This is a genomic window from Nocardia sp. NPDC056952 (genome assembly GCF_042674185.1).
Taxonomy (GTDB): Bacteria; Actinomycetota; Actinomycetes; order Mycobacteriales; family Mycobacteriaceae; genus Nocardia.
This window is the reverse complement of sequence record NZ_JBHURA010000007.1, coordinates 181,347-198,518: the sequence shown is the minus strand read 5'-3', so window position 1 is coordinate 198,518 and position 17,172 is coordinate 181,347. Positions and strand designations below refer to the sequence as shown.

Below are 17,172 nucleotides of genomic sequence, written 5' to 3'. Positions count from 1 at the left end.
CGGTTAGGGTGACGTCGCAGTCGGAACGGGCGGTAGAACCGCCTTCGCAGAGGGGACGGGCACACACCTGTCATGGCGCAATTGTTCGAACAGTCGAAGAAGGTGATCGAGGCGCAGCTCGCGGGGACGAGTATCCGCGCGATCTCCGGCTCGATGGTGGCCTACGAAGGCAATGTCCAGTTCAAATCGGCCGGATTCGGCGGCGGCGAGGGCGTACTCAACGGCCTCAAGCGCCGCGCCACCGGCGAGAAACTGTCACTGATGGAGTGCAACGGCAACGGGCGCGTGTTCCTGGCGGTGAACGGCCAGAACGTCACCGTGGTGAACCTGAACAACGAGACGCTCCAGGTCGAGTCGCAGCAGCTGCTGGCCTTCGCGGGCAATCTGCGCACCGATGTGCGGTTCGCCGGGGTCGGCGGGATGTCGGCGGGCAGCGGGCTGTTCACCACCACGGTCAGCGGGCAGGGCCAGGTGGCGCTGCTGTCGGCCGGTGGGCCGCTGATCCACCTCGAGGTGTCGCCGCAGTTTCCGCTGATCGTGGATCCCGACGCGTTCGTCGCCTCGCGCGGCAATCTCAACCAGTCGTTCATCACCGACGTTTCCTGGCGGTCGATGGTCGGGCAGGATGCGGGCGAGGCGTTCTCGCTGCGGTTCGACGGCCAGGGTGTCGTGCTGATCCAGCCGGCGGAACGGTAGGGGCGGGCGATGTTCGAGAAGGTCAACAGCAAGGTCGTCAAAGTCAACGTCGGCCAGGCGGGCGGCGTCGTCGCCCGGTCCGGCGCGATGCTGTTCTACACGGGTCAGGTCGCGTTCGCACCGCATCAGATTCCCGGCGCCGGTCAGGGCATGGGCGGCGGCGGTCTGATGCGGATGGCCGGGCAGATGATGGCCGGTGAGCACGAGCGGACCATGCTGGCGCAGGGCAACGGTGAGGTCCATTACGGATTCGCCGGGCTCGAGGTGCACGTGGTGCAGATGCAGCCGGGCGCGGTGTTGCGGGCCGAGGCTTCACGCCTGCTCGCGCAGTCGGCCGGTTTGCAGGCTTCCGTGGTGTCGGTCGCCAGTTCGGGCGGTAGCGGTGGTGGCGGCGGCGGTCTGATGGGCGCGCTGCGCGGTGCCGCGGCGGGCGTCGCGACCGGGCAGGGCATGTTCACCACCCAGCTCAGCGGACAGGGTTCGGCGGTGCTGCTCGCGCACGGCGGCTTCCTGGAACTGCAAGTGGGCGGACCGAATCCGATCGTCGTCGACCCGCAGGCGTTCGTCGCCGCGTACGGCAACGTGCAGACCGAGCTGAAGTCGGCGATGAGCTGGCGCGACGCGGTGGGTCGCGGCGCGGGCGAGGCGATGCAACTGCATTGCCACGGACAGGGTGTGGTGTACGTGCAGGCCTCCGAAGAGAAGTTGTGAACCGATGAGCGAAATCCTCTCGCCGATGAATCTCGGTGCCAGCGACAACATTCCGGGCAACAGCTACGCCTACTGCATCGACCTGACCGGACCCTGGTTCATGCGCAAAGGCGCGATGATCGCCTACTACGGGCAGATCGAGTTCCAGATGCTCACGCACGGGCTGCAGGGCGGCCTGATGCACATGGTGAGCAGCCAGTTCTCCGCGCCGCTGTTCGCGGGCGACTACGTGGTGGCGCAGGGTCACGGCAAGCTGATCATCGGCGACCGCGGTTACGACATCAATTCCTATGACCTCGAAGAAGGCAACCTCACCATCCGTGGTGCGAACCTGCTGGCCTTCGAGCCCGGACTGGCGCTCAAGCAGTCGATCGTGCCCGGGTTCCTCACGCTGATCGGCACCGGCAAGTTCCTCGCGTCGTCGAACGGGCCGGTGATGTTCGCCGAACCGCCGCTGCGCGTCGACCCCGAGTCCCTGGTGGGCTGGGCTGATTGCCCGTCGCCCAGTCACCACTACGACCAGGGCTGGATCGGCAGTTTCCTCGCGGCGGGCGCGGCCAGGATGGGCGCCAACTCCGGCGAGGAACGGCAGTTCGACTTCACCGGCGCGGGCACGGTGCTGATCCAGTCGACCGAGAAGATCATGAGCGACAACGCCCTGGTCCGCACCATCGAGGGGCAGCTCCAGAGCGGCGTCACGGTGGGTGGGCTCCAGCGCATTCAAGGTGTGATCGCCCAGCAGCTGGCCGGTCAGCAGCAGCACTACTGAGCACGTCGAACCCGGGTGCCGTTGCGGCGCCCGGGTTTTCGGCTGCCTACGCCGGCACCGTGGTGCGCTCTGCCGCCGCGTGGAACCATTCGAGGATTTCCTCGCCCGCCAGGATTCCCGACGAGGTGGTGATCGTGAGGTTGGGGGCGGTGAAGTTCAGTTCTTCCAGTTCGCCGTGGCGGGGGCGGATCGCGGCGTCGGCCACCGTGAGCATCTCGGCGTCCAGCGCGCCGTCGCCCGCGGTGAACAGCGTCGCCCCGTCGGATAATTCGCCGGATTCCGTCAACCTGCGACGGACCTCGGCGACGGCGAGACTCTTGCAGACGGCGTCGGGCATCGTGTAGATCTTGCGCCCCTGCTGGGACGCCGACCAGCCGTTGGCGCGGCACCAGGTGTCCCATTCGGCGAGGAAACCGGCGGGGACCTCGTCGGGGCGGACCACCAGGTAGCAGAACAGCTCGTCGGCCTCGCGGTACTTGGTGACCCAGGAATCGTCTATGCGGGAACGTAATTCGGCGCCCACATCAGCGAGGGTAGCGCCGGAGGCGTTGACCTGGTCATCGATGGCGACGCGCCAGGCCGGGTCCGGGATGCCGTCGACGAGGATGTTGCCGCCGTTGCTGGTGATCGCGTATCGCCAGGGGGCGCCCGGCAGGGTGATGCGCTGGAACTGTTCGATCGTGCGGGTGGTCGTGGGGATCACCGGGGCGATGGCGGCGAGCTCGCGCAAGGCCGCGATCGCGGTGCTGGTCATGTAGGAGAGCGGTTCACCCTCGTAGTACTCGACACATTCCTTCGCAACGGCTTCGGCGCCACCGAAGCCGTTGCGGGAGAAGATCATCGTGCGATCCAGATCGGTCGCGAAGAGGGACTCGGCGGTCACCGGGGTAGCTCCTTGATCAGGCCCATGCAGGAGTAGGCCAGGTCGGGGACCACTTCCACCGGGACATTGCGCGCCGCGGCGAGCAGGCGGATGTGGGCGTGCTCCGGTGCGTCTGCCTCGCGGACCAGCACCCGCCACGGTACCCGGCGCAACAGCACGCGAGTGGTCTCGCCGACGCCGGGCTTCACGTAATTGACTGTGCTGATGCCGTATTCGGCGCGAACCTTCTCCACCGAGGCCCAACCGGACCAGTCCGGGGTGCGGTCGGAATCCCGGATCGCGGCGACGGCGGCCGGAACCTTGTCGCTGATCGCGTCGAAAGCCGCTGTGACGGTGTCGATCAGCTGGTTCGAGACATCGGCGTCGATCAGGTCGCGGTAGAACTTGGCGCCGTGGAACTCGCCGGGGCCGATCAGGCTGTCGTTGAGGACCGTCCGTGAAACCAGGCCGGACACCGTCGAATTGAGGCAGGCCGAGGCGATGAGGAAGTCGTCGCGGGTGCCGTAGGTGCGCACACAGTTGGCGGGATCGGCCAGGACCACGAGCTCGTCGTTGAAGCGGGCGCCACCGGCGGCGTGATAGTCGTCCAGGGCGGCGGTGAGTTCGTGGGTGATGGCGCCCTTGCCGGTCCAGCCGTCGACGAAGACGATCGAGGACGGATCGTGATGGCGGGCGAGGTAGTCCAGCGCCACGGCGTCGATACCGCGATCACGAACGATCGAGACCGCGTAATGCGGCACGGTCAGGGGCTCGCGGCCGATCCCGCTGACGAGCCAACGCCGCATGAGCACGCCGACGGGCGTGCCCGCCCTGGCCAGCGACACCAGGACCACGTTCGCACCACGTTCGGCGACAACGAGTTCGGCCACGGTCGCGACGGCCAGCGCCAGTCGCTCGGCGCTGTCGGCCAGCACGCGATCGAAGAGCTCGCGATATTCGGCGTCGGGCTGGAACTCCACGGGCAACGACTCGGCGTAATGGGCCACACCGGCTTGGATGCGCCGTTCGCGTTCCGTCACATCGGCTTCCAGATCGGCGTCCGAGAGATCTTTCAGCAGCCACGAAACATCCTCGGGCGCATACGAACCGAACGCGGGGCCGTGCAGGGCTTCGGGGAACGGCCCCGCACCCGGCTCCTTCGGGGCCGCGGCAGAGCTCGAGCCGCCACCGTGTTCCGCACGGCCCGCGGAATCGGTCGCCACGGTCGATTCCTTGCGACTCGGCGCGTTCGCGCTGGTGGCGGAATCGTTGTACGACACCGACAGTGACGCAGTCCCGGCCACTCGCTCAGCGGTCCGGCCCGCGTGCAGCGCACGAGGATCCGCACCTGGCACGACTGCGATCAGGACATCGGCGCCCGACGCGGTGAGGACGTCGACCAGGCCGCCAGGGGCGACGAGTTCCGGCGTATCGGCGGGCGGATCGATGACGACCAGCAGGACCGGGTCCGCGTCGGGCCACTGGGCGTTGTAGAGGTAGCGCTGGGCGGTGGGGTCGGGTTCCGGGGCGGTGAACCGGAAGCCGCGGCGCAGGGGGTAGCCGGGTTCGTCGAGGACGTATGCCGGTGAACGGGTGGTGGTTTGGAAGCGGGCGGGGATGCCTGCGTCGGCCAGGTCGGCGGCCAGGCGCAAGGGGAGGTACATGAGTTCTTCGTGGCCGATGACGATGACCGGACGGCCGGCGAACTCGGCGTCGAGGCGGGAGTTCACCTCGTCGGCGATGGATTTCACCGCGACGTCGAAGGCGGCGTTGTCCGAGCGAAGGGTGCCGTGCCGACCGCCCTCGGGAACGTCGGCGGGCCAGGTCAATTCGATGCGTCCGTACGAACCCCGCTCGGTGGCGATCGGATTCAGCCGCGGTTCGGGCAGTGCGGTCACCGTGTCGATCAGCCCGGCCGGTAGCTCGGTGCGACCGGATGCCAGGCAGACCGTGTCGATGCGCGCACCGAGTTCGGCTGCGGCGGCTTCGAATTTGATCCGATCAGCAGGTGTGCGCATGTCGACCAGTGAGGCGAGGACGTAATGCGAGCGGGGAGCGAACGCGTGCAGTGCGCGGACCGCGTCGATGGCGGTGTCGCCGGTGGAGATCTCGTCGTCGACGAGCACCAGCGGCAGATCGTTGGCGAAGATCGCTGCGGGGGCGGGCTGGAGCAGGTGCGAGGTGGCGTGCGAATGACCCTCTTCGAAGCCGGTCAGTGTGGTGGCCCGTGACTCGTGCCTGCGGGTGGAGTGCAGGTAGCAGCCCGCGTCGATCCGCGCGGCCACGCAGTGACCGAGACCGGTAGCGGTCTCGGCGAATCCGAGCACCACGGCTTCACGATCACCCAGCACCTCGCGCACCAGATCGGCCAAGCGGTTACCCGCACCGATCACGATGCGCGGATCGGTCGGCAGGTGCTTGCCCAGCACCGTGGAAACCAGCAGATGGGCCCGCCGCGGATTGCGGCGCAGACCCGGCTGCACCAGCGCACCGATCGCGAGCTCACCCGTCAGCACGCTCTCGGCGGACAACGCCACGAACCTCTCGGCCGAGGTCGCGGCGACATCGACGCTCTCACCGGTCACGCCATCGGCCGACCTCGCCGCGAGCACCTCACCCGGCACGTCGTCCTCGGCCGAGCGCGCGGCGAAGGACTCGCCGTGGTGCAGCTCGATGCCGAGATTCACTGTCGCCCACGGTGTTTCGAACGTACTCATTCGGCGATCATCGCTGTCAGCAAGTCCACGAAAGACACTCCCTTGTTCGCGACCCCGAACGCACGGGCCCGAACCAGCGTCTGGCGGGCCCAACTGCGGTGCGGGCGCATCTCGTTCATCTTGTTGCGGTATTCCGAGGCCGCGACGCCACCGACATCGGCCGCCATGATGTCGAGCGCGTCGGCGTACTCCTCGTGGGTCACCACCGACAGCGCGTGCACCACGGCCACGTGCGAGGGGTGGATCACCGTTTTGCCCTGGATGCCGTTGGCGCGGTCGAGGGTGATCTCGCGCAGCAGGCCGTCGAGGTCACGGCTCACCAGGTACTGGCGGAACTTCACCGCGTCGGATTCCTCGAACGGCGCGCTGCGCAGCTGCGGCCGGAACATCCGCTCGTGATCGGCGAAGTACTCCCACACCGGTCCGGTGATGATGAAGCCGGTGCCGTCGACGCGCCCGAGGTAGTTGACGATGTCGGCGATCACGTCGGCGACCACCCGCACGTCGTAGATCGTGAGGTCACGGTCGCGGCGGATGCCGAAGGTCGAGCACATGTCGGTGGCGCCGATCCGCACCGCCAGCAGCTGCTCACGGTGTCCGGCGAGCAGATCGGCGATGCGCGAGAGCTGCTCGTCCCGGGTCTGGCGGTGCACCAGGTTCGACGATTCGAGCACCGGCATCGCGTAGACGGGACGGCCGAGGCTGCGGTTGGCGTCGTCGAGCGCGGCCAGGTAAGCCGGCCCGCTGACGGCGTCGAACTTGGGGAAGACGAATCCGGTGAGCACGTCGGCGCCCGGTCCGAGCGCGGCGACCAGTTCGCCGACCGAGTCCGCGTCGCGGACCCGGATGAACAGCATCGGGTTCGCGTGTTCGCCGCGTGCGAGCAGATCCAGGGTGTCCACCGCGTGCTGTTTGGCGGCCTCCACCTGGTGATCGGCGACCGCGTCCTCGAGGTCGATCACCATCGAGCACACCCCGCGCGCGGCGCGTCGGCGAATCGTCGCGGCGAGATCGGGGCGGGTCGCGGGCACATACAGGGTCGCGCCGAGCGCGGTCGCCAGCAGTTCCCGGTCGTCGTGGCCCTGAATCGGCTCCGGTTCGACCAGGAACAATTCCCGGCGGCGGGGACCCTGCAACTGCTGGAAATGGCGCAGCGGTACCTGCTTACGCAAGCAAACTTCCGGTGCGATGGCGTAGCCCGCGGTCATTCCCCCCACCTCATCTGTCGACCCATGTCATTTCTACTTTTCGGAAGCGTGTTTTCTGATGCGCTCGACCACACCGGCGATGAACTCTGCGACGGTACCCAGTTCGGTCACATACGCCCAATAGTCTGGATGACGACCCGTCAGTCCAGCGGTGATGCGATCGAGGCGCTCTGCTTGTGCATCGAGAACCGAGCCCCACTCGGCGACCAGTCCTCGGTCGACCGCGAGCATCTGCGCGTCCCGCAGCCGGAATCGTACGGTGCGGGCCTGAGCCTCGGGGTCGGTACGTACCTCACGTAACAATTCGAGGCGCCGGGTGACGGCGTCGACCAACTGCTCGGCCTCGGCGAGGTACTCGCGTGCGGTGGCGGTCAAATCAAGGGCGGTCTCCGGATCACGATCGGCTGCCGCGACGCGCGCGCCGACCAGCGCTTCGTCGGCGGCGTCCATGCCACGACGGCTTTCCCGCTCATTGTTGGTCAAGTCCGCCGAACTCGCAGCACTGAACTCACGCAGCAGCGCGGAATAGGCGTGTCCGAGCGCGCCGGCGCGGTTGCCGACGGCAGCGAGGCGGGTGGTCACCGACGCGATCGCGTTCGCGGCCGCCGAGGCACGAGAAGGGGCTTGCGCCAACGCATTCGACAGTTCCGCCGTCTCCTGTTGCACGGTGTTCGCCGCCTCGCGCGCGGCCGCGACCGAGGTGCCGGGATCGCTGGAAGAGGCTGTGAGCAGAGCCTCATTCAGCCTCCTTACACCCGCGGAGATCGAGGGGTAATTCGTGAATCCGGACGACGCGACGGCGACCAGCACCTGTTCGGCCTCGGCCCGCACGTGTGTCAGCAACTGCGGCACCGACGCGCGCACGGTCGCGGCTTCGGCGAGGCCGGCGCGGTGCGCGTTGTAGAAGTCGTCGACCCCACGCGCGGCCTCGTTCAGCTGCCGGACCAACGCGTCCGCCCTGGCCTGACCGTCCGCGATCGGGGTGCCCGCGGCCTCGGCGGCGTCGAGCTCCTCGGTGAAACTCAGATACGCGCCCGCCGCGGCGTAGCACCGCGCGCGCACCGGCTCCCAGACCGCGCCGATCCGGCGGTCGGGGAAGACCTGCTCACTGGCCACCACGCCCGCCTCCGCCGCCGTCTGCCTGCGATCCATATCCAGAAAGGCGGTCGATGCCGCGGCCCGCGCCCCGCTGATCCACTCATGATCCGCCCCCGATCTGAACCATCCGCGTCTGCGAGGTGTCACCGGCACATCCCCTTTCCGAACCACGGCCGCGGTTCGCCCACTCACTGCCGTCGATGGTAGGAGATTCACCCCGTTAACCTGGGCTGCAGACGGTTCCTACGCAAGATCCACGAAACCTATTACTGTCGTAGCGGTACCCGGCGATTCGGACATGCTGGGAAACGACACACCGGACTAATCGAAGGGATTCCCGCATGGGTGTCAGTCTGTCCAAGGGCGGCAACGTTTCGCTGAGCAAAGAGGCTCCGGGCTTGACCGCCGTCTCGGTCGGCCTCGGCTGGGACGTGCGCACTACCACCGGCACCGACTTCGACCTCGACGCGAGCGCCATCGCGACCGGCGCCGACAAGAAGGTCGTCTCCGACAAGCACTTCGTCTTCTTCAACAACCTGAAGTCCCCCGAGGGCGCCATCGAGCACAAGGGCGACAACACCACGGGTGAGGGCGAAGGCGACGACGAGGTCATCGACGTCGACCTCGCCAACACCCCGCCGACCATCGAGAGCATCTTCTTCCCGGTATCGATCTACGATGCCGAGACTCGCTCGCAGTCGTTCGGTCAGGTACGCAACGCCTACATCCGCGTGGTCAACAAGGCCAACGGCACCGAGCTCGCCCGCTACGACCTGTCCGAAGACGCCTCGACCGAGACCGCCATGGTCTTCGGCGAGCTGTACCGCAACGGTGCAGAATGGAAGTTCCGCGCTGTCGGTCAGGGCTACGCCTCCGGCCTGTCCGGTATCGCTCGCGACTACGGCGTCAACGTCTAGTCATCCTCGCGAACAGGGGGCTCGGCACATCGGGCCCCCTGTTCGTGCGAAACAGAAAGGTCCCTCCGCGTGATAACGCGCATCTTCGGCCTGTCCATCGTCATCACGGTGTTCTCGCTGGTCGTGGCCTACCTCTACGGTGGCTTGACCGCTCTCGCACTGTGCGCCATCCTCGGCATTCTCGAGGTGTCGCTGTCGTTCGACAACGCCGTCATCAACGCCACCGTCCTGGAACGGATGAGCGAATTCTGGCAGCGGATCTTCCTGACCGTCGGCGTGCTGATCGCCGTGTTCGGTATGCGTCTGATCTTCCCGCTGGCCATCGTGTGGGTCACCGCGGGACTGAACCCGGTCGAGGCCTTCGACCTGGCGCTCAACCCGCCGGTGGACGACGCCGCCTACTTCCCTGACGGCAGCCCGAGCTACGAGACCCTGCTCACCGACGCGCACCCGCAGATCGCGGCGTTCGGTGGCATGTTCCTGGCGCTGCTGTTCCTGAACTTCATCTTCGAAGAGCGTGACATCACCTGGCTCAGCTGGCTCGAGAAGCCGCTGGCCAAGGCTGGCAAGCTCGACATGCTGTCGGTGGTCGTCGCCGGTACCGGTCTGGTGCTGGTCGCGGAGTTCCTGGCCGACGCCGACGATCGCTCCACCGTGCTGGTCTCCGGCCTGCTCGGCATGATCGTCTACATCCTGGTCGACGGACTCGGTTCGATGTTCCACACCGAGGAGTTCGAAGAGGGACCCCAGGGTGGCCCGTCCACGCTGGTCAAGGCGACCGGTAAGGCCGCGTTCTTCCTGTTCCTCTACCTGGAAGTGCTCGACGCGTCGTTCTCCTTCGACGGTGTCATCGGCGCGTTCGCCATCACCTCCGACCCGATCATCATCGCGCTGGGCCTCGGCCTGATCGGTGCGATGTTCGTCCGGTCGATCACGGTGTACCTGGTTCGCCAGGGCACGCTATCGGACTACGTGTACCTCGAGCACGGCGCCCACTGGGCCATCGGTGCGCTGGCGGCGATCCTGCTCGTCTCGATCGGCGTGCACGTCAACGAGCTCATCACGGGCTTGATCGGCGTGGCGTTCATCGGCGCGGCGCTCGTCTCCAGTGTCCTGCGCAACCGCAAGGCGGAGCCGGACGCTGTGGAGGACGCCAAGGAGTCCGCTCCGGTCAGCTGATCCACCGCCGAAGTTCAACAGCGGCGGCGAGTCCCCTCGGGGATTCGCCGCCGTTGTCGTTCACGCGGGTTGCAGTTGACGGCCGGGCGCGGTGCTCGGTTCGACGCGCGGGCCTCGGACCCTCGCCCGCAGGAAGAGGAAGAACAGGGTGATCAACAGGGCGGTGCGCAACCACACGCCGAACTGGACGATCCCTTCCATCAACTCGACGCCCTCGCCCTCGCCCAGCGCGGCGAAGTACCGGAACACCCCGACGCCCACCGCAGCGTCGGCCACCAGGTAGGCCGCGACCAGCGACCACGGCACCTCGAGCAACACCAGGAACGGGATTATCCACAGGGTGTACTGGGGTGAATGCACCTTGTGGAACAGCATGAAAGCGGCCAGCATCGCCGCGCTTACGCCGACCCACGGATACACCGAAGTGGGGGTCCAGCGCCGCCAACCCAGCCACAGGGCCAGCGCGAATCCGCCGAAGATCAAGGCGGGCGAGGCGATCGCCACCGCGTCGTGCCAGGTCTGTGTCGTTTCCGCCGCGCGGCCGAAGATCAGCTGGTGGCCCCAGTACCAGATCGAGTTGGTGGTGATGTCGGCCTGCCGCAGCTGCTGGAACGTGATCGAGGCGCGCCAGCCCTCCACCCCGGCCAGCACGAACGGCAGATTCACGGCCGCCACCGTGCCCATCGCGGCCAGCAGGGTCTGCGCGGCACCCGCCACGTCCAGCTCACCGATCGGGCGACGACCGCGCGGTGCGCCCTCGGTGAGCACGAACACCGCGAGCGGGAGCACGAAGATTCCCGGATAGAGCTTGAGACAGAAACCCAGCGCGAGCAGCACCGCGGCGATGATTCCGCGGGTGCGCACAGACAGGCCGGTCAGCATCGTCATCACGTAGACCGCCGCCACCGCCGTGCACACCACCGGCAGTTCCCAGTTGTGGAAGGCGTAGAACACCAGCGGCGGGCCGATCGCCCACAGCAGCGCCGCCGGGCCGGCGAGCCTGGCCAGCATCCACGCTGTGAGCAGGGCGAACGGCGCGAGCAACAGCGCGGAGTGCCACAGGAAGTCGGCGTCGTTGTCCACCCCGATGGCGCCCGCCCACATCAGCACACCGCTGAGCACCGGGTATTCCACCGCACCGCCGGTCAGCGCACCGTCTTCGGTGATCGCGCCGTCCACGTACGGAAAGACGTGATTGTCGATATCGCGGCCGAGCCACAGGAATTGGATGTCGGAATAGCAGACATCCGAATCCTTGCGCTCCTCGAATACCAGACTGCGACCGGATTCATCGATCGCGCCGCCCGCGCACCGGGCCTTGTTGGCATAGGCCAGCGCGAGAGTGAGGCCACACAGCAGCATCACCAGGATGCTCAAGGCAGCGGCCCACGTCGCGCCGCGTCGTGCTGCGCGCTGCCGCGGGCCGACTGTGGTCATGGCGACCACATTATGCGGCGGTGTCCCGAACACCCGGGTACACCCACGGCAGGCATCGATTTCGCTGGTCACTACCCGCTCATGTAGCCTTGGCGGGTTGCTGACGCAACGAACCCTCCTGCCATGGAGAGTCCATGGCCGTTTCCTAGTCCACAGGAGGTGATTGGTCCGTGCGTCAATATGAAGTAATGGTCATCCTCGACCCGAGCCTGGACGAGCGCATCGTCGGGCAGTCCCTGGATACCCTGCTCACGGTCGTCAAGACCGAGGGCGGCAACGTCGACAAGGTCGACATCTGGGGCCGCCGCCGGCTCGCCTACGAAATCGCCAAGCAGGCCGAAGGCATTTACGCGATCGTCAACCTGACCGCGACCCCGGCCACCGTGAGCGAACTCGACCGCCAGCTGGGCCTGAACGAGACGGTGCTGCGCACCAAGGTTCTGCGCAACGACAAGTAGTCCGCACCCTTCTCGAATTTGATGTCAGAGCCTAGCTTTAGGCTCGAGCGCAAATCCCCGAGATGCGGACTGCACCCCGAGCAGGAGGAACCCCATGGCAGGCGACACGGTCATTACCGTCATCGGAAACTTGACGGCGGACCCGGAGCTTCGTTTCACGCCCGCAGGTGCGGCGGTGGCAAATTTCACCGTCGCGTCCACTCCCCGTGTGTTCGATCGCAATTCGAACGAATGGAAAGACGGCGAGGCTCTGTTCCTGCGCTGCAACATCTGGCGTGAAGCAGCGGAGAACGTCGCCGAAAGTCTGACCCGAGGCGCTCGCGTCATCGTGAGTGGTCGGCTCAAGCAGCGCTCCTACGAAACCCGCGAGGGTGAGAAGCGCACTGTGGTCGAGCTCGAGGTCGACGAAGTCGGTCCCTCGCTGCGTTACGCGACCGCGAAGGTCTCCAAGGCCGGTCGCGGTGGCGGAGGCGGCGGTGGCGGCTTCAGTGGTGGTGGTTCCGGCAATGCCGGTGGTGGATCTAGCGCAGGCGGCTACAACGCCAACAACGGCGGCGGACGTCCGGCCGGCGGCAGCAATGCCGGTGGCGAAGACGATCCGTGGGGTAGCGCGCCCGCGGCCGGCTCCTTCGGGGGCGGCGGCCGCATGGATGACGAACCGCCGTTCTGATCGAACGGCACTCATAGTACGGAGAGAAAACCATGCCTAAAGCGCCCGCGCGCGAAAAGGTACTGAAGAAGAAGGCCTGTGCTTTCTGCAAGGAAGCAAAGTCCGGAATCGTCAATATCGATTACAAGGACACCACGCTGCTGCGTAAGTACGTCAGCGATCGCGGCAAGATCCGCGCTCGCCGCGTCACCGGCAACTGCGTGCAGCACCAGCGTGACATCGCTGTCGCCGTCAAGAACTCGCGTGAGGTGGCTCTGCTTCCTTACGTGTCGACCGCTCGCTGAGAAAGGGAGTCACACAGATGAAGCTCATCCTCACCGCTGATGTCGACAACCTCGGCGCCCCCGGCGACCTTGTCGAGGTCAAGGACGGCTACGGCCGTAACTTCCTGCTGCCCCGCGGTCTGGCCATCCAGGCCACCCGTGGCGCCCAGAAGCAGGTCGACGGTATCCGTCGCGCCCAGGACGCCCGCAAGGTGCGCGACCTGGATCACGCCAACGAGCTGAAGCAGGCCATCGAGGGCCTCGCCGCGGTTTCGCTGACCGTGAAGACCGCCGACAGCGGCAAGCTGTTCGGTTCGGTCACCACCACCGACGTGGCTTCGGCCATCAAGGCGGCCGGTGGCCCCGTGGTCGACAAGCGCAGCATCGAGCTGCCGAAGTCGCACATCAAGGCGACCGGCAAGCACGGCATCGTGGTGCACCTGCACCCCGACGTGGCCGCGAAGTTCAACCTCGAGGTTGCTGCGAACTGAGTTCGCCGGAAACCACCCCTGTGCGTGCACAGGGGTGGTTTCTGCTTGCCTTTTTCAGGGTGATTTTGCGATAACTGATCGGTAGCCGATGTCGCGGCCGGTATGGGTGGTGTTGCGCGGCTCACGGTCGGTAATTGCTTGACCTCCGGTTATTCACCCTGTGGATGACTGCGGAAACCGACCGGCAGATTTGTGACTCCGGTCATAGCCTGCACCATCGCTGTTAACCCAACACGCCCGGCTGTTCACCTCGACCGACACGCCGGAACTTCTTTCATCCACAGGGACGAAGTTGGGCAAACCGGGGTCTAGCAGGGCGTTTTACCGTACTGACCTGGGTTTTCCCCATGTTTTCCACAGGCGGTGCACAACAACGGGTGAACTACCCCCAAGTTATCCACAGTTGTGTGCACATGTCGGGTTGGCGAGTCCCGAAAACGTCGCCTAGGTTCGTCGCATCGCCCTGCGCGCGGCCCCGGGAATCACGCAGGCAACCGATTGCTGACATCCGTGTCGGTGTCCGGGAGTACAACGAGAACATCGATGTGAAACCCCGGTTCTGCGGGCAGAGAGGACTCCCCTGGTGACAACCACCGGTGACCGCGCGCAAACCGAGTTCACGCCTGAACCCCCCGGCGAGGACTTCGGTCGTCAGCCTCCGCACGATATGGCCGCTGAGCAGTCCGTCCTCGGCGGCATGCTGCTGAGCAAGGACGCCATCGCCGATGTGGTGGAGGTGCTGCGCCCCGGCGACTTCTACCGCCCCGCGCACCAGGCGATCTACGACACCATCCTCGACCTCTACGGCCGCGGCGAACCCGCCGACCCCGTCACCGTCTCGGCAGGCCTCGACCGCCGCGGCGAACTCAAGCGCATCGGTGGCCCGCCCTACCTGGTCACCCTCACCCAGACCGTCCCCACCGCGGCCAACGCCGGCTTCTACGCCGAGATCGTCGCCGAAAAGGCCATCCTGCGCCGCCTCGTGGAGGCGGGCACCCGCATCGTCCAGTTCGGCTACGCCGGCGCCGACGGCCAGGACGTCGCGGAAGTGGTCGACCGCGCCCAAGCCGAAATCTACGAAGTCACCGAACGCCGCACCACCGAGGACTTCACCCCGCTGGAAGAACTCCTCCAGCCCACCATGGACGAAATCGACTCCATCGCCTCCCGAGGCGGCATCTCCCTCGGCGTCCCCACCGGCTTCACCGAACTCGACGAACTCACCAACGGGTTGCATCCCGGGCAGATGATCATCGTGGCGGCCCGACCCGGCGTGGGTAAGGCGCTGGCGCTGGACACTCCGCTGCCGACGCCTGGCGGTTGGACCACCATGGGTGAGGTTCGTGTCGGTGACGAGCTGCTGGGGGCCGATGGCAGGCCTACCAGGGTGCTCGCAGCCACCGAGGAGATGGCCGACCGGCCTTGCTACGAGGTCGAATTCTCTGATGGCACCGTGATCACCGCTGACGAAGAGCACCTGTGGACCACGCTCGCCCCGACCCTGGCACCGCATCCGGTTGTCCGGACCACCGGCGAGATCGCGCACAGCCTGCGCACACCGCGGGACAATTTCGCCCACATGGTGCCCCGGTCCGCTCGTTCGGCGGCACGTCAGATCGTCGACGTCCGCAAGGTCGACCCCGTACTCGTTCGCTGCGTCGAGGTCGACAATGCCGATCACATGTACCTGGCCGGCCGCACCATGGTGCCCACACACAACTCCACGCTCGGCATGGACTTCATGCGCAGCTGCTCGATCAAGCACGGCATGGCCAGCGTCATCTTCTCGCTCGAAATGAGCCGCACCGAGATCGTCATGCGTCTGCTCTCGGCCGAGGCGAAGATCAAGCTCGGCGACATGCGCTCCGGCCGGATGAGCGACGACGACTGGACCAAACTGGCTCGCCGGATGAGCGAGATCAGTGAGGCGCCGCTGTTCGTCGATGATTCGCCGAACCTGACCATGATGGAGATTCGCGCCAAGGCTCGACGCCTCAAGCAGCGCCACGACCTGAAACTCGTTGTGGTGGACTACCTCCAGCTGATGAGCTCGGGCAAGAAGGTCGAATCCCGACAGCAGGAAGTCTCGGAGTTCTCGCGACATCTGAAGCTACTCGCCAAGGAACTCGAAGTTCCCGTGATCGCGATCTCCCAGCTGAACCGTGGTCCGGAACAGCGAACCGACAAGCGACCGATGGTCTCCGACCTTCGCGAATCGGGCTGCATGCCCGCATCGACGCGAATCCTGCGCGCTGACAACGGCGCCGAGGTCACCCTCGGTGAACTGATGGCCAGCGGTGAGCAGCCGCTCGTGTGGTCGCTCGACGAGCGGATGCGGATGGTCGCGCGCCCGATGGTGAAGGTGTTCCCGAGCGGACACAAGGAAGTGTTCCGGCTGAAGCTAGCCTCCGGCCGCGAGGTCGAAGCCACTGGCAACCACCCCTTCCTGACGGTCGACGGCTGGATCGCCCTCGACAAGCTCGCGATCGGCGACCGCCTCGCCACGCCGCGACTCGTTCCGGAACCCGTACACACCACACGGCTGCCCGAGGCCGAGATCGTGATGCTCGCGCACATGATCGGGGACGGCTCGTGTGTGAAGCGCCAGCCGATCCGCTATGCCAGCGTCGACGAAGAGAATCTCGCTGCCGTCACCACCGCCGCCGAGCACTTCGGTGTCAGTGCGGTCCGTGACGAGTACACGGCTGCCCGCGTCAATACTCTCCGCCTGCCTGCGCCTTACCGACTCACCCACGGCAAGCGCAACCCGATCGCTGCCTGGTTGGACACCCTCGGCCTTTTCGGTCTGCGGAGCTACGAAAAGTTCGTCCCCGAAACGGTTTTCGCGCTGCCCAACGATCAGATCGCGCTGTTCCTGCGTCACCTGTGGGCAACCGATGGCTCGGTGCGCTGGGACGCGAAAGCTCGACAGGCTCGCGTGTCCTATGCCTCGACCAGCCGACGCCTTGTCGACGACGTGAACCAGTTGCTGTTGCGCCTCGGTGTACACGGTCGCATCAAAACCGTCCGTAAGACGGACTACCGCGACTGCTATCACCTGACAATCGACGGCGGCGAGAACCAGACGACATTCCTTCGCGACGTCGGCGTCCACGGCGCCCGCGGCAAGTCCGCCGAGACCGCTCTAGTCGAGCTGGCCCCGATGGCCCGCAACACGAACGTCGACACTATCCCCACCGAGGTCTGGAGCCGCGTCAGAACTCTGCTGGCCGACAAGCAGATGACGCACCGAGAGTTCTCCGCCGCCATGGGTTCTCGCTTCTGCGGCAGCACCATGTGGAAGCGCTCCCCCAGCCGTTCCCGCCTTGCTCGTGTCGCCGCGGTGCTGGATGACGCGGATATCGACATGCTCGCCACGAACGATGTGTTCTGGGACAAGATCGTCGAAATCACCAGCCTCGGCGAACAAGACGTCTACGACGGAACCGTCCCGGGCACGCATAACTTTGTGGCACAAGGCATTTCAGCCCATAACAGCCTTGAGCAGGACGCCGACATGGTCATCCTGTTGCACCGCCCCGACGCCATCGAACGCGACGACCCCCGTGGCGGCGAGGCCGACCTCATCGTCGGCAAACACCGTAATGGTCCGACCGCCACGATCACCGTCGCCCACCAGCTGCACCTCAGCCGTTTCGTCGATATGGCCCGCGGCTGACCAGCCGCCGCGCCACA

At 66.3% G+C, this 17,172-nt stretch carries 15 protein-coding genes; 10 read left to right on the top strand and 5 right to left on the bottom strand.

What is annotated here, in order from left to right; genetic code table 11:
* Positions 1–72: 72 nt before the first annotated feature.
* Genes ACFTS5_RS24205 through ACFTS5_RS24195 form a run of 3 tightly spaced genes read left to right on the top strand, consistent with a single transcriptional unit; the run spans position 73 to position 2,176 of the window.
* Complete coding sequence (locus tag ACFTS5_RS24205) at positions 73–696, top strand: AIM24 family protein (RefSeq protein WP_378634879.1); 624 nt, start codon at positions 73–75, stop codon at positions 694–696.
* Positions 697–705: 9 nt separating this feature from the next.
* Positions 706–1,407, top strand: a complete 702-nt coding sequence (locus ACFTS5_RS24200; RefSeq protein WP_378634877.1) for an AIM24 family protein — start codon at positions 706–708, stop codon at positions 1,405–1,407.
* Between the two features lie 4 nt (positions 1,408–1,411).
* On the top strand, positions 1,412–2,176 hold the full coding sequence (locus ACFTS5_RS24195) for an AIM24 family protein (protein WP_062990545.1): 765 nt from the start codon (positions 1,412–1,414) through the stop codon (positions 2,174–2,176).
* Between the two features lie 46 nt (positions 2,177–2,222).
* Here ACFTS5_RS24195 and ACFTS5_RS24190 read toward each other — a convergent pair whose 3' ends face one another.
* Genes ACFTS5_RS24190 through ACFTS5_RS24175 form a run of 4 tightly spaced genes read right to left on the bottom strand, consistent with a single transcriptional unit; the run spans position 2,223 to position 8,115 of the window.
* On the bottom strand, positions 2,223–3,017 hold the full coding sequence (locus ACFTS5_RS24190) for an HAD family hydrolase (RefSeq protein WP_378635261.1): 795 nt from the start codon (positions 3,015–3,017) through the stop codon (positions 2,223–2,225).
* 38 nt (positions 3,018–3,055) lie between these two features.
* The gene (locus ACFTS5_RS24185; protein ID WP_378634874.1) at positions 3,056–5,755 is read right to left on the bottom strand and encodes a phosphoribosyltransferase; all 2,700 of its coding nucleotides are present in this window, start codon (positions 5,753–5,755) and stop codon (positions 3,056–3,058) included.
* Complete coding sequence (locus tag ACFTS5_RS24180; RefSeq protein ID WP_378634871.1) at positions 5,752–6,963, bottom strand: HpcH/HpaI aldolase/citrate lyase family protein; 1,212 nt, start codon at positions 6,961–6,963, stop codon at positions 5,752–5,754. The genes ACFTS5_RS24185 and ACFTS5_RS24180 overlap by 4 nt, the downstream gene beginning before the upstream one ends.
* A gap of 33 nt (positions 6,964–6,996) precedes the next feature.
* The gene (locus ACFTS5_RS24175; protein WP_378634869.1) at positions 6,997–8,115 is read right to left on the bottom strand and encodes a hypothetical protein; all 1,119 of its coding nucleotides are present in this window, start codon (positions 8,113–8,115) and stop codon (positions 6,997–6,999) included.
* 287 nt (positions 8,116–8,402) lie between these two features.
* On the opposite strand from ACFTS5_RS24175, the gene ACFTS5_RS24170 reads away from it, so the two are divergent.
* Both ACFTS5_RS24170 and ACFTS5_RS24165 read left to right on the top strand, forming a co-directional pair.
* Positions 8,403–8,978, top strand: a complete 576-nt coding sequence (locus ACFTS5_RS24170; protein ID WP_062990541.1) for a TerD family protein — start codon at positions 8,403–8,405, stop codon at positions 8,976–8,978.
* A 69-nt stretch (positions 8,979–9,047) separates the two neighbouring features.
* Positions 9,048–10,157 carry a DUF475 domain-containing protein gene (locus tag ACFTS5_RS24165; RefSeq protein WP_378634866.1) on the top strand — a complete coding sequence of 370 codons (1,110 nt, stop codon included), beginning with the start codon at positions 9,048–9,050 and terminating at the stop codon, positions 10,155–10,157.
* Positions 10,158–10,217: 60 nt separating this feature from the next.
* Here ACFTS5_RS24165 and ACFTS5_RS24160 read toward each other — a convergent pair whose 3' ends face one another.
* Positions 10,218–11,594, bottom strand: coding sequence for a hypothetical protein (locus ACFTS5_RS24160; protein ID WP_378634864.1), 1,377 nt, complete (start codon positions 11,592–11,594; stop codon positions 10,218–10,220).
* A 170-nt stretch (positions 11,595–11,764) separates the two neighbouring features.
* Here ACFTS5_RS24160 and rpsF point away from each other — a divergent pair, with 170 nt between their 5' ends.
* The 5 genes from rpsF to ACFTS5_RS24135 all read left to right on the top strand — a co-directional run bounded on the left by rpsF (position 11,765) and on the right by ACFTS5_RS24135 (position 17,155).
* Positions 11,765–12,052, top strand: a complete 288-nt coding sequence (gene rpsF / locus ACFTS5_RS24155) for a 30S ribosomal protein S6 (RefSeq protein ID WP_056823926.1) — start codon at positions 11,765–11,767, stop codon at positions 12,050–12,052.
* Positions 12,053–12,146: 94 nt separating this feature from the next.
* On the top strand, positions 12,147–12,722 hold the full coding sequence (locus ACFTS5_RS24150) for a single-stranded DNA-binding protein (RefSeq protein WP_056823931.1): 576 nt from the start codon (positions 12,147–12,149) through the stop codon (positions 12,720–12,722).
* 32 nt (positions 12,723–12,754) lie between these two features.
* A complete protein-coding gene (gene rpsR / locus ACFTS5_RS24145) occupies positions 12,755–13,006 on the top strand; it encodes a 30S ribosomal protein S18 (RefSeq protein ID WP_056823934.1) in 252 nt (83 codons plus the stop codon).
* Between the two features lie 17 nt (positions 13,007–13,023).
* Positions 13,024–13,476, top strand: a complete 453-nt coding sequence (rplI, locus tag ACFTS5_RS24140) for a 50S ribosomal protein L9 (RefSeq protein WP_378634861.1) — start codon at positions 13,024–13,026, stop codon at positions 13,474–13,476.
* Positions 13,477–14,143: 667 nt separating this feature from the next.
* Positions 14,144–17,155 carry a replicative DNA helicase gene (locus ACFTS5_RS24135; protein ID WP_378635259.1) on the top strand — a complete coding sequence of 1,004 codons (3,012 nt, stop codon included), beginning with the start codon at positions 14,144–14,146 and terminating at the stop codon, positions 17,153–17,155.
* Positions 17,156–17,172: the final 17 nt, after the last annotated feature.